The organism is Pseudomonas sp. TNT2022 ID642, from assembly GCF_028656995.1.
Lineage (GTDB): Bacteria > Pseudomonadota > Gammaproteobacteria > Pseudomonadales > Pseudomonadaceae > Aquipseudomonas.
In genome coordinates, this window is record NZ_JAMDGW010000006.1 from 205,348 (window position 1) to 218,180 (window position 12,833).

At 57.8% G+C, this 12,833-nt stretch carries 10 protein-coding genes; 5 read left to right on the forward strand and 5 right to left on the reverse strand.

The features are described from left to right. Positions 1-38 precede the first annotated feature (38 nt). From M5G26_RS05690 to M5G26_RS05700, 3 genes are all read left to right on the forward strand, one after another. Positions 39-3,509: a calcium-binding protein gene (locus tag M5G26_RS05690; RefSeq protein WP_273914652.1), complete on the forward strand. Its 3,471-nt coding sequence runs from the start codon at positions 39-41 to the stop codon at positions 3,507-3,509. A gap of 109 nt (positions 3,510-3,618) precedes the next feature. Next, positions 3,619-5,595, forward strand: a complete 1,977-nt coding sequence (locus M5G26_RS05695; protein WP_273914653.1) for a hypothetical protein — start codon at positions 3,619-3,621, stop codon at positions 5,593-5,595. A 47-nt stretch (positions 5,596-5,642) separates the two neighbouring features. Next, positions 5,643-7,619: a hypothetical protein gene (locus M5G26_RS05700; protein WP_273914654.1), complete on the forward strand. Its 1,977-nt coding sequence runs from the start codon at positions 5,643-5,645 to the stop codon at positions 7,617-7,619. A 59-nt stretch (positions 7,620-7,678) separates the two neighbouring features. On the opposite strand, the gene M5G26_RS05705 is transcribed toward M5G26_RS05700, so the two are convergent. The 5 genes from M5G26_RS05705 to M5G26_RS05725 all read right to left on the reverse strand — a co-directional run bounded on the left by M5G26_RS05705 (position 7,679) and on the right by M5G26_RS05725 (position 10,337). After that, positions 7,679-8,239, reverse strand: a complete 561-nt coding sequence (locus M5G26_RS05705) for a hypothetical protein (protein WP_273914655.1) — start codon at positions 8,237-8,239, stop codon at positions 7,679-7,681. Between the two features lie 73 nt (positions 8,240-8,312). Then, positions 8,313-8,543 (reverse strand): hypothetical protein, encoded by a 231-nt coding sequence (locus tag M5G26_RS05710; RefSeq protein ID WP_273914656.1) that lies wholly within the window; start codon positions 8,541-8,543, stop codon positions 8,313-8,315. A gap of 114 nt (positions 8,544-8,657) precedes the next feature. Next, complete coding sequence (locus tag M5G26_RS05715) at positions 8,658-9,248, reverse strand: LON peptidase substrate-binding domain-containing protein (protein WP_150694703.1); 591 nt, start codon at positions 9,246-9,248, stop codon at positions 8,658-8,660. 10 nt (positions 9,249-9,258) lie between these two features. Continuing rightward, complete coding sequence (locus tag M5G26_RS05720; RefSeq protein ID WP_273914657.1) at positions 9,259-9,975, reverse strand: LrgB family protein; 717 nt, start codon at positions 9,973-9,975, stop codon at positions 9,259-9,261. Next, positions 9,975-10,337 carry a CidA/LrgA family protein gene (locus M5G26_RS05725; protein ID WP_273914658.1) on the reverse strand — a complete coding sequence of 121 codons (363 nt, stop codon included), beginning with the start codon at positions 10,335-10,337 and terminating at the stop codon, positions 9,975-9,977. Before M5G26_RS05725 ends, M5G26_RS05720 begins: the two co-directional genes overlap by 1 nt. 194 nt (positions 10,338-10,531) lie before the next feature. On the opposite strand from M5G26_RS05725, the gene M5G26_RS05730 reads away from it, so the two are divergent. Both M5G26_RS05730 and M5G26_RS05735 read left to right on the forward strand, forming a co-directional pair. After that, positions 10,532-10,987 (forward strand): MaoC family dehydratase, encoded by a 456-nt coding sequence (locus tag M5G26_RS05730; protein ID WP_007909575.1) that lies wholly within the window; start codon positions 10,532-10,534, stop codon positions 10,985-10,987. Between the two features lie 102 nt (positions 10,988-11,089). Next, positions 11,090-12,817, forward strand: coding sequence for a C13 family peptidase (locus M5G26_RS05735; RefSeq protein ID WP_150694706.1), 1,728 nt, complete (start codon positions 11,090-11,092; stop codon positions 12,815-12,817). Positions 12,818-12,833: the final 16 nt, after the last annotated feature.

Consider the following 12,833-nt stretch of genomic DNA (forward strand, 5'->3'; position numbering starts at 1 on the left):
GGACACCGGCCATGCGCTTTCATTAAAGGATTAATGACATGTCTAAAATTATCACTCCACCACAAATACCCAATATCAGCCCCGTTCAGGTCAACCCCGTCAGCGCCTCGGCCAACCCCCATGCTCCGCAGGCGGGCAGGCTTGACACCATGGCGGCAAACGACACTGACGCCCCTTATCGACGCACACTCAAATCCCTCGACAAACACTTCGGCCCTTTGCGCATCGGCGAAATACTCACCAGCCGCGTAGAACTCCAGGCTTTGGGCGCGACAGTGCATGGCCAGCCCATCAGCCCGTTGAATGCCGGCATGCAGCGAGTGGACCAAGACTTTCTCGACGGGCTCAATTTCGACGCAGACCGGGTGCAGGCGCGTTTGCTCTCTGTCGACACCCCGGACAGCAATGTAGCGGCGATGCTGTTCTATGAAATCGCCTGCAAGCGCTCGATCGATGCCGGGCCGCTGTTCGTCGCCGATACAACCCTCGACCCCGGCAGCGCAGTGGATCGCCTGAATCAGTTAGGCAAGGCTGCGCAAAAACTGGATATCCATCGCGCCGACGCGCTGGAGAATGCGCCGGGCTGGATCAGCAAAAACAAAAGCTATCTGATGAGCGGCGCCGGCGTCGGCATGCAGGCGTTCGGCATCTACAGCGGCTACAAGGCCATGATCGATGCGATCAAACAGGGCGACACTCTGGAAGCGGTTTTCCAGGGTGGCTCGATCGCCGCCGAATTCGGCTCGTTGATCGTCGAACGGGGGCTGACCAAGACCGGCGAAGCCATGCTCAGAAATGGCGGAACCGCGCTGAAGTATTTCCCGCTGACATCGGTAGGCAAATACATGAGCCGCGGTGCCGGGATGTTCGCCAGCGCAATCACCCTGCCCTTCGACATCGCCGATGCAATCAAATCGTTCAATGCCGCCGCCGCGGCGCAGGGCAAAGAGGCCCAGGATCACTACGTGAGCGGCGGTCTGAGCGTCGCCGGGGCCGGTATCAGCCTGGTGCTGGGCGTCGTCGCCCTGGCCGGCTTTGGCAGCGTCGCCGGGCCGGTCGGGTTGGTTGCCGCCGGATTGCTCATCGCCGCCTCAATGATCTACCAGGCCGCCCGAGTCGTGGATGACATCGATGACTACATCGAACTGACCTTTGAAGAACGCATGCGCTCCGGCTGGTTCGCCTTCACCAACAAGGAACTGGACCAAGACGTACTGGATCGTTTCAAGCTTTCCAAGAGCTATAGCGACCACCAGCAGCAGCTCGAATTGTCGGCCAGGGATATGCTGGAGGGTGCCTACAAACACTCCATCGAACACGTGATCAACGGCGCCTTTCAGGTTGAATTGAAGCCGGTTGAAATCTGGCGCTACCAATGGGACGAAAGCGCTGGCCAACAGCCGTTCAAGCTCGACAGCCAGGCAGTCGTTGTCGGCGGCGACGACGTGATCGATGCCGGCAACGGCCTGCCCGCCAACCTCAAAGGCAAAGTATCGGGCAGTGCCGGTGACGACAAAGGCCTATTCTGGCGCCTGGATGACGGCAATGACCGGGTCATCGGTGTCCGAAACAAGCCCAATCTGTTCACCTATCGCGCTGATCACAAGGCACTGACCGGGGGTGACCGGAACGATGCGTTTTATCAGGACATCACCGAGCAGGAGTTGAACCGGACCAACAAACCGGCGCACCTCAATGTACTGGATGGCGGCTCAGGTTCCGACACACTGGCCTTCGAAGGCAGCCGCCCGCTCAGCGACACCCGCCACATTGGCCACGACATCAACCTGCACAGCGGCAGAGTCGCGCTGCGAGGACTTGATCCTGCCGTTGATGCGGTAGAGGTCGCGCAGCTCACTTCGATCGAAAACGTCTCGACACTGCGCAAAGGCACCAGCCGTGTCAGCGGTAACGAAGAGGCCAACCAGATTGTCGCCAATGGCTACGACCGCATCAATGCCGGCGGAGGCGACGATACCATTGCGCTCTACGGATTGGACTGTCGGGTCGAAGGTGGCAGCGGCGCAGATCGTTTTTACATCGCCAGCAGCAACGCTCGAACGACCATTATCGAGGACGGTACAGAGTCGAGTCTGATCGAGTTCGGCTGGCCGGCGGATATTATCCAGCGCTGGCAAATCGTCGGCACCTCGCTGGTGGTCAGCTCATTGCGCGGTGAAGACGGCAACGACCCCGAGCATGTGCTCACGCTGGAAAATGTCTACCAGAGGATCGATGGCCAACGTCAGCTGAAAAATGATCGATTCCGATTCAAGACCCAGGACGGTTACGAGCTGTTGGTCCAGTTACCCCAGCAGCCAGGTGAGGCACACTATCTGGATATCAGGCCCGCCGTGGTCGTCATTGGTCAACCGGCAGCCGCGCCGCAAATTGTCAACGGCGGTACGGTCGAGATTGCCGAACAAGGCTTGAAGCGACACTTTGTTTCTCGCAACGACCGCCAGGTGGAATTCGTTGCCCAGCGCAACACCGCCGAAACGTCCCGTAGCGTTTATCTGGAGTTCGACAGCGCTGAAATCATCGACGTACAAGCCAGCTACGAAGTGCAGGTGCGCAAAGGCGTCTCGGGCAACACCCACTTGTACTACAAAGATTTCACCCTGTCGGTCAGCCTGCCATCGAAAGTCGTGATGTTCAAAGGCGTCATTCAGCCTATCGCCGCAGCCACCGGTTACAGCGGCAGGAACAGCCTGAAAGTCACCACCCCACGCCTGCAACAAAACGTTGTCCTGATCATGCAGGACCAGGTTTCATATCGGCTTCAAATACCCCGGATGGACTATGAAGACGATGTGAAAAACCCCGGCCTGCGCGTACGCAGCACTCGCAGTTGCCTAAGGCGACGAAATGGCAGTTATCGCTTTGTCAGACCGCTGGCCAGCGTGAAACCGCTGATAACAGCAGAACCCAGCCGCATTACCATCGACACGGGGTCGCACACCGGTATTTATGTGCTCGAAGGCCAGAGTTCCACTTACGATGTCTATCTTGCCAGCAACACTATCGTTCGCCTTTCTACACCAGGCGCCGCGGCGAAAACCGCCGATGCTTCGACCTGGACCCTGTATACCCACGCGCTGAAAGAAACGGTCACCCGCGACGACATACAACTGGACGGCAACCGCTTGCGCATTGCCAGTGTCACGATTGAATTGCCCGATGTCGAAGACGACGCTCCAGTGGAGTCCATCAACGTGGCGACGTCGGCCGGCAATATTTATGAAGTGTCCCTGCTGTTTGAAGTGCTGCAGCTTTACGTCATTGATGCGCGTGGCTACGCCAGCATCGAAGCGCTGTTGGCCGAGATCACTGCGCATCAGCAGCGAAACGAACTGGCGGCCAGGGTTCATGTCACCCACATCACTGTAAAGGCCGGAACCATCGGCGCAGTGGTTTACAACTCAGTGCGCAAATACTGGGGCCTGGGTAGCGATCCACAAGTGCGAATCAAACCCGAAGATCTGGTTTTTTCAAGCAACGAGACCTGACCCTACGCTGCCCGCTTTCATCGACGTGCCAGTGTGGCTCTGACGTCCACACTGGCACCTGCTCATCTCAGCCTACGGAAAGGCTGACTCGCAAAAACGGAGTTCATGCATGCGCCAAAAACCGGGCCCACGCCCCAAATCGCCGACAGTCGATACACCGGTACCTTCGAAACCGGTTGCTTTAGATCATTCGGCGAACAACCCGCCCCCCCTCACCGTCGAAAGCATTCCGGGTCATTTACCGGTCGATGCGCCCACTTCACCCAAGCGACCTCGACAGGACGAGCCAGACAGCTCCCGCCCCAAAAACATCCCCGCCGGAATGAGCGTTGTGCCGAAATCTCCCGCAGACACGCCGGCATTTTCGATAACGTCACTGGAAGATTTCACGCATCCGTTTTTTGGCGATCTACCCGCGCCAAATGAGTCAGGCATTCGACATTATCTGGCCAAGGACTGGGTGGACGTGCACCTTCCAGACACGGAAGGCCGGCACCACGTTTGTGTTCAATACGATGCCGACCTCAGGGCGTATCGGGTGATGTCCTTCAGGCGCCTGGCGCCTGGCCCACCGATATACCGGACCACCCAGGACAATCTGTGGAGTCTGGATCGACACCTGACTTTTCTGAACGGCGATGACTATGCGTTTTCAGCGACACCGGATGCTGATGGCTACTACGCGTTTCGTGCGCTCGGATCGAGCAGTGACGCGGCCATCCTCGGCTATGCCTTCAAGCACCCGGAGCATCAATGGATTGCCATCGATCCCGCGCGAGCGAGGGACAGACGTTCAGCTGTTGCGCAATGGTCGGATCAGGACATCCAGCGAATGTACATTGTGGATGACGCTCGGATTTCGGATTTCCGCACGCAAGCGCAAGCCTCCGGGAAGGCGCCGGACTGGGCACCTCGGGCACAGAACACCGAAGACCATCTATTTGTGGCCGAGTCGTTGAAGTGGCTCCACCCACAAATGCCTCTGGCCGAGCGTCTGAATTTGCAGCGCAGCTACAACCTGACCAAGGACCAACTGTGTCGGTTACGCACGGAGTTCAGTGACGGCCCGATCCCGGATTGGGTTGAAAGCCATAAACGCCAGAGCCTCGACCCGACTAATGACCAGCGCTTCAAACTGATCAACGAAGAGCTGGACAACTACGTTCAAGACTTGAGAACCCAAGGGCTGGGTCTCGACCATCACTGGCCCGCCACCCGCTACAGCGATGCTTTCCTAGCCGACTACGCCACGTCCCTCGGTTACCTCCGGACCCAACACAACATGCTGTACCGCACAGACATTCCGGCGATGTTCCGGGGCGAAACCCGATTGCCGTTCGAGTTGGCCCGAGATGGTCGGATGATGCACCGCAAAGGCAACCCCACTGGCACCACGAACAAGCGCGCGTTGAGTGCAACGTTCGGACTGCATGATGCCACCGCCTACGCGGCAGCCAAGGGCGGCTTCTATCACGAGTTGCATTACAACTCGCAAGCCAATCGTTTTCCCGGCGTGAATCCTCAAAGCTCGAAAGGGCAAACCGCAGACTCCTCGGACTCGGGCAGCAGCTCGGTATCGGAGGGTAAACGAAGCGGCGACGAGATCGACTCTGACAGCTCCTTCATTTTCGATGATTCGAAAGGTTACGAGTCCAAGCGCCGTCAGCAAACTACTTCATTCGTCTACGCAATTGATACTCGCGGCCTGGAAGTGGTGCCGGGGGCGGAAAACAAGGCATTCAACTCCGCTAACGGTCAATTCTTCTTCGACGAGATGGAGGGTCATATCTCTACGCCCACACGCGGCATCAGTGCCGAGCGGATCTGGCTGGTACGTTCCGACCTGACGCGCGCCGCTCGGGTCAAGGATGTACTGGACCAGGCGGGTGACCGTGTCGCGGAAATCGAACAGGCCACCTGGGCAGGAAGCGACAGTCAAACGGCCAGCTATTTTGGCAGCAACGCTTATGACAGCCTGATCGATGGAATCGCCGGTTCAGGCGGCCTGATTCTTGAACTCCCCAAGGGCGACAAGACGTTCGCCGACGACATCGTCTGGCCGGTTCCCGAGCATGACCGGCCCTGACTCATTCAGCCAATGGACGGCTGACTCAATCACATGGAGTGACTTTTATGCGCCAGAAACCCGGGTCACTGCGCCCATCCCCAACCACAGAGACACCCGCCGCCTCGACACCCCGTCCTGCGCCCTCCGATCGTCCAGTCGATCTGGATCCCCGTTTGCCTGGCCGCATCAGACCGGACGGGACAAACGAATCACCGGGCATTAACGCCGACGGCCCTCACAGCAGCACCTCAAAAGTGCAATCCGCCTTATCGATTACGCAGATGCCCGAAGCGCAAATGCCCCGGCCTCGTACAACAACCTCGCCCCTCGAGCCCTATTTGCAGAACGTCGATGCGTCTTTGAGCCACGACGCAGACGGGCTGAAGATTCACAAGGGGCGCACGTTCGCGGACATCGCCCACGACGATGGATCAGCCGCCGGGCTGACGGTGATGGTGGCGTTCCACGATCTGATGAAAGCCTACCGGGCAAGGTTGCCGAGTGAGCGGGTGCCGTCCGGTCCTCCGCTGTATCGAGTGGCTGACAGCAACGTCTGGAGCTTGAAAAAGCCCATTGCGCACTACCCTCTTGATCGCTACACCGTGCATGAAAAGGGTCATACCTACACTGGTAATGGGCCAGATGCACAAGGCTATTACGCGGTACACGAATGGGAACATGTGCCGCTTCACGGGGACCTTATCATGAGCCGTAATGTCGGCTTTGCCTTCAAGGATCGATACGGCCATCTGGTTAAAGTCGACCCGAGCGAGGCTCGCGGAGATGCATCCGTACCCTTGAAGCTTGCGCACTGGACCGATCGCGAAATATGGGACGTGTACAACATCCACGGTGCAGAAGTTGTGGCCTTTCGAGCCGAGGCCCAAGCCAGCGGCAGAGCGCCGGACTGGGCAACACGCACCGATAATGACGATCACCACAAATCCCTCATTAACTCCATGAAATGGTCCTACCCACAGAAATCCCGGAGCGAATGCGCCGAACTTCTGCGCAGCTACAACTTGACCATCGCCCAGCGAAAACGCTTGCTCCCGGACATGGATAACGGCTTTCCCGAATGGACCGAACAGCACAAACAATTGACTCAGAACACGCTGGACGAACGCCGCTTCGATCAGATTGCAGAGGAAATGCAGCCATTGATTCTAAGAATAAGACAAATTGGCGAGCATCCTGATTTCGACGCACATCCCGTTGAACAACGTTATGAAGAAAGATTTCTGAAAAGTTATCTGGAGCATGCCGGCTACAAGCTCACCAGGCATGGCTACCTTTTCAGAACGGACATCCCGGCCATGTTCCGCGCCGATTTGCGCACGCCTTTCGAACTGGCGCGGGACAAACGACTGGTGAAATTGAGGGGCAACCCTTCCGACTCCACGAACAAATCGCCTTTCAGCGCGACATTCTCTATGTCCAGGCTCTCGTCCTACATGGATTTTGATTACTACTCCAACCCTCGGCATTACAACAGCCAGGCTAACCGTTATCCGGGGCATTTCTCCGACAGCGATTCGTCGAGCGGGGATCGACACAGTTCAGCTAACGATTCTGATACATCGTTTGAAATGGACCACTCGCGTGACTATCCATTGCTGCGGCGCGAACAACGTCTTGGCTTCCGTTACATCATCGACACCCGCGGCATCGAAGTGGTCCCCCGAGACGAAAACATTTACCTGAACGACATGGATTTTGACGGCGATCCATTGGAAGGCCGGATATCAATGCCGACGCGAGGTATCAGTGCAGAAAGAATCTGGCTGGCGAGATCGGACCTGAGCCAGGCGGCCAGAGTCGAGGATATCTTGCGGCAGGCCGGTGACAACGCTGAGGCTATCGAGAAAGCCACATGGGCAGGTACCGACAGGAACGATGTCTACGATTATGGAGTCACTGCTTACGACAAATTGATAGATCAAGTAGCCAACTCCGGCGGTGTCGTGCTGAAGTTGCCCAAAGGCAAAAACACTTTCTCCAACGACATAACCTGGCCAGTGGACGAACATTACCGAGCCTGACAAAAGGCGCCATTCATTTGAAAATGCATGGCGCCATTTTATTAATCAGCGGCTGGACGCTATTTGATCACCTTGATCACGAATGTTGCCGGCTTGTTATTGAACGCGTTATGCACCGTCATATTAGGGTCGACATTGAGGAATGTGCTCATGCCACTGCTCATATGACGATACAACGGCTTGTCATTCTGCTGGCTGATCAAATCGAGATAGACCGGGCCGGATTCGATAGCGCTGAAGGATGCCTTCGGCGCACCATACGTCCTGATTGAAAAGTACTGTACGGGAGCACTGGTACCGGCCAACAGGTTATGAGTCTTGTCCTCTATGAATAACCGCGCGCCTTCGCCCCCCCCCGCAAGCTCAAGGCTGATGGCATATTCATTACCTTTTGGGACGAACTTCAATAGCAGTGGAGCGTCGTCTTCATGATCAGCCAGCGTTATGAAACTGGACGTACGCGAATCTGCCAGCCCTACCTCGGCATCGAGTTTCTCAAGATTGGTTATCCGCGGGTCGCGCAGAGCCTGTTGCAGACGTTTTTGATTAAGCACCACTGGCCGGCCATCAAGATAAAGATGTGCCGTGAATGTTTGGTTGTTTGTTTTTGCTAAAGACATAAAGTTGCCCACTTGCAAACGCCCTGCCGACGCTGAAACGGCAACGGCAGGCCATGCTGAAAAAAGGAAAGAGTCAAATGGCGGTCGCGGCCACTAAGGCTTTGGCTGTCGCAGACATCCGAGGGACGTCGCCAACAGGGACTTTTTCAGATTTGCGTTTACGCCGGGCAATTACCATCCGGTCCGCATAATCAGAGGCTGCCTCAATAACGTGGCTAACGTTATGATCCGTTTCGGCATGCTTCAGAATATACTTGCCGGCAATATCATCCCAAAATTCCCACTCGTCTTCATATACAGTCATGATTTCATCCTTATTTTTATTCAAGTCGCCCGCTTCCTGCGGGCAACTTGAAACTAAGTCAAAGACAAAAGCAAAACAATGCTGGCAAGCGACATGAGTTAATTCAAAATACAACTAGGCAAACAGCTCACCCTGCAGCTCGTCGAGCAGTGCCTGGATTGCATCCAGTCGCTGTTGGGGATCGTCGAGTTGCAACAAATCGATCTTGTCCTCCTCGGCGAACGGCAGCAAATACGCCAGTTGATTGGCCAGCGATTGCTGACCCAGCGCTTCGGTGCCCATGTTCAACGCTTCCACCATCGGGTGCTCGGCCAAGGCCTTGAGCAACGCCACCAGATCAGCGTCTTCGTCCTGCAGCGGTTGCTCGGGTTCGTCATCCAGCCACTCGACATCGGCGAGAATCAACTGGTCGCGCTGCACCTCGGTTCGCAACACGGCAAACCGGCGCCCGCCCTGCACACGTATGCCCAACAAACCGTTGTCTTGCTGCTGGAAATCGGTGATGCGTGCTTCGCAGCCAACCAGAGCAAAACCCTCTGGTGCGACGCCGACTTCGTGGCCGTCAAGGATGCACACCACACCGAAACCACCGCCCTGTTTCATGCAGCGGCCGATCATGTCCAGATAGCGCGCCTCGAAGATCTGCAAGTCGAGATTGCAGCCGGGAAACAGCACTGTGTTCAGCGGGAAAAGCGGCAGACTCATAGACATTTCCTTACACCACCATCGACACCGCCAACGGCAGAAACACCGCCGTGGCCACGCCCATCAGACTCATTGCCAGCGCTGCGAAGGCGCCGCACTCATCACTCTCCTGCATGGCCACCGCCGTGCCGACCGCGTGCGCGGTCATGCCCAGCGCCATACCTCGCGCTTCGGGGCTGTGCACACCGAGGCGGGTCAGCAGTGCCGGACCGAAGATCGCACCGATCACCCCGGTGATCAGCACGAACACCGCCGCCAGCGCCGCAACGCCACCGATCTGCTCGGCCACCAGCATGGCAATCGGCGAGGTTACCGACTTCGGAGCCATGGTCATCAGGATCATGTGCTCGGCACCGAACCACCATCCCAGCAACACGCCCATGCCCGTTGCCACCACCCCGCCTATCACCAGCGTAGTAAAAATCGGCCAGAACAATTGGCGAATACGCCGCAGGTTGAGATACAGCGGCACCGCCAGCGCCACAGTCGCCGGGCCGAGCAGAATGCTGAGGATCTCGGTGCTCTTGCGATATTCGACGTAGGTCAGGCCGCAGCCGACCAGCACGCCAATCACCAACAGCATGGAGACCAGCACCGGTTGCAGAAAGATCCAGCGGGTTTTCTCGAACGCCGCCAGCACCAGTTGATAGGCACCGAGGGTGATGCCGATGCCGAACAGCGGGTGATGAATGACCGAAGCCCAGGCGCCCTGCCAGTCGAAAAGCATCAAGACTCCTCCGACGCAGACGCGTGACGTTTAACCAGCCGTTGCATCAGCACGCCGGCAAAAGCCATCGACAGGATCAGCGACAGCACCAGCGCACCGACAATCGCCCAGAAATCCGCGGCAATCGCTGTGGCATAAACCATCACACCCACCGCCGGCGGCACCAGCAACAACGGCAGATAACGCAGCAGACTGCCGGCCGCGAGGTTCAGCGGTTCGCCGACCTCACCGCGAATGATCAGAAAGACCAGCAATAGCAGCAAGCCGATGATCGGCCCCGGCAGCACCGGCAACAGCAAATGATTGAGCGCCGTACCGAGCAATTGGAACAGCACCAGCAGGGTCAGGCCACGTAGCAACATCCGACATCTCCGTCTTACTTTCCACTGTGCAAGTCGCCCGCATTATAAGCACGCCTGCGCTATGGATCGGCATTCGCCAAAAGCATGGTCGGTTGACCGGAGCAAATCGCCATGATGATCTACAGTGGTTCGCAGGGAGGTCAAATCCCCCCACCTTAAAAACTATAAAACCGATGAACCCAAGGAGAGTCTCAATGCCCTATGTTCCAGTTGCAGAGCTCAAAGATTATGTCGGCAAGGAACTCGGACGTTCCGAATGGCTCACCATCGATCAGGAACGCATCAACCTGTTCGCCGAAGCCACCGGTGATTATCAGTTCATTCACGTCGACCCGGTCAAAGCCGCGCAAACGCCATTTGGCAGCACCATTGCTCACGGTTTCCTGTCGTTGTCGTTGATCCCGAAATTGATGGAAGACATTCTGATCCTGCCGCAAGGCGTGAAGATGGTCGTCAACTACGGTCTGGACAGCGTACGTTTCATCCAGCCAGTGAAGGTCAATTCCAAAGTTCGCCTGAAGGTCGATCTGGGTGAAGTCACCGAGAAAAAACCCGGGCAGTGGCTGCTCAAAGCCACCGCGACACTGGAGATAGAAGGTTCGGACAAACCGGCCTATATCGCCGAGCCACTGTCGCTCTGCTTCGTCTGATGGTTCCGGATGCGAAGCAGCGCACGCTGTTTCGCGTCACGTCTCTATATATGCGACGCATAGCTGCGGCATACTCGGTCGCCTAATTGCCCGGATCCCGCTATGCGCTCACTTGCACGTCTTGCACCCCTTGCCTTGACCCTGATGCTCACCGCTTGCGGCGACGGCGAATCGCTGTTGCCGCCAGATGCGCGCCTGCCCGACGGCGGACGCTATCGCGGTGAACTGGTCGATGGCTTGCTGCAAGGTCAGGGCCGCGTCGACTACCCCAACGGCAGTTGGTATGCCGGGCAGTTCGACAAGGGCCAGTGGCATGGTCAGGGCGAATGGCATGGCAGCAACGGCGAAGTCTATCGCGGGCAGTTCCAGCAAGGCCTGTTCGACGGTCAGGGCAGCCTGACCACCAACGCCAGCAGTTACACCGGCGGCTTCAAGCAGGGACGCCGCGAAGGCGAAGGCACCCTGAAAGAAAACGCCATGACCTATCGTGGCGAATTCAAGGCCGACCAGTATTCCGGGCTCGGTCGTCTGGAAATGGACGACGGCAGCTCCTATCAAGGCCAGTTCGCCCACGGCAAACCCAACGGCGAAGGCCAGCGCGGCGACGCCAGCGGCAACTCGTTCAGCGGGCATTTCGTCAACGGTCAACTGGAAGGTAACGGCACGTTCAACAGCGCTGACGGCGATATCTACGTCGGCGGCTTCAAGAACAATCAGTTGCACGGCAAGGGCCGCTACGAGAATGCCGACGGCGACGTCTGGCTCGGCCAGTTCAAGGAAGGCGCGCTGACCGGCAAGGGCGAGTTGATCGGCGCCGACGGCAGCCATTACATCGGCACATTCAGCGACTGGCGCTTCAGCGGTCAGGGCCGTTTGAACCTGCCTGATGGCAGCTTCTACATCGGCGGCTTCGACAACGACAGCTACGCCGGGCGCGGCACCCTGGTGCTCACCGACGGCAGCGTGATGAACGGCACCTGGATCAACGGCCAGCGCGTGCGCGACGCCGACGGCAAGTTGCTGCCCGATATCCTCGAACTCGGTTTGCTCGCTCAGGGCCGTCTGCTTGATGACGCCTTGGCCGCCATTCCCGCTTCAACTCCGGCGGTCGAGCTGTACACCCTTACCCTCGGTGGCGACGGCAAGCAAAGCGTATTCCTGCGCGAGTCCGACTACGTCGCCAACATGCTCCATACGCGCTTCGGCGCCTATGGCCAGATCCGTCTGGTCAACCACCGTGACCACCTCGGCGACCGGCCGATGGCCACCCGCGAAAACCTGCGCCGCGCCGCGCAAACCCTCGCCGAACGCAGCGGCCCGGAAGATCTGCTGTTCATCTACCTGACCAGCCACGGCACCGCCGAGCATGAACTGGTGCTCGACCAACCGCGCATGGAACTGGCCGACCTGCCTGCCGACGAACTCGCTGCCGTGCTGGCACCGCTGAAAAACCGCGACAAAATCATCGTGATTTCGTCGTGCTACTCCGGCGGTTTCATCCCGGCGCTGAAAGACGAACGCACGCTGATCATGACCGCCTCGCGCGCCGATCGGGTGTCCTTCGGCTGTTCGGAAGAAGCCAACTTCACCTATTTCGGCGACGCTCTGTTCGCCCAGGCGCTGAACCAGACCGATGACCTGGAGCAAGCCTTCAAACTGGCCAAGGCCACCGTCGCCGAGCGTGAACTGGCGGACAATTTCGAAGCTTCGGAGCCGCAGATCTGGGCGCCGAAAACCGTGCTGACGCACTGGCAACTGCTGCGCAAACAGCAAGCAAGAAAAGCTTTGCAAAGTGCTGCATTGAACGACGGAGCGATAAAGAGCAACTAAGCTGAACAGTATCAAG

Coding starts and splice junctions, on each gene's coding strand:
- M5G26_RS05725 (WP_273914658.1), bottom strand. CDS start 10,337: ATGTTGCTACGTGGCCTGACCCTGCTGGTGCTGTTCCAATTGCTCGGT.
- M5G26_RS05710 (WP_273914656.1), bottom strand. CDS start 8,543: ATGACTGTATATGAAGACGAGTGGGAATTTTGGGATGATATTGCCGGC.
- M5G26_RS05690 (WP_273914652.1), top strand. CDS start 39: ATGTCTAAAATTATCACTCCACCACAAATACCCAATATCAGCCCCGTT.
- M5G26_RS05735 (WP_150694706.1), top strand. CDS start 11,090: ATGCGCTCACTTGCACGTCTTGCACCCCTTGCCTTGACCCTGATGCTC.
- M5G26_RS05700 (WP_273914654.1), top strand. CDS start 5,643: ATGCGCCAGAAACCCGGGTCACTGCGCCCATCCCCAACCACAGAGACA.
- M5G26_RS05695 (WP_273914653.1), top strand. CDS start 3,619: ATGCGCCAAAAACCGGGCCCACGCCCCAAATCGCCGACAGTCGATACA.
- M5G26_RS05730 (WP_007909575.1), top strand. CDS start 10,532: ATGCCCTATGTTCCAGTTGCAGAGCTCAAAGATTATGTCGGCAAGGAA.
- M5G26_RS05720 (WP_273914657.1), bottom strand. CDS start 9,975: ATGCTTTTCGACTGGCAGGGCGCCTGGGCTTCGGTCATTCATCACCCG.
- M5G26_RS05705 (WP_273914655.1), bottom strand. CDS start 8,239: ATGTCTTTAGCAAAAACAAACAACCAAACATTCACGGCACATCTTTAT.
- M5G26_RS05715 (WP_150694703.1), bottom strand. CDS start 9,248: ATGAGTCTGCCGCTTTTCCCGCTGAACACAGTGCTGTTTCCCGGCTGC.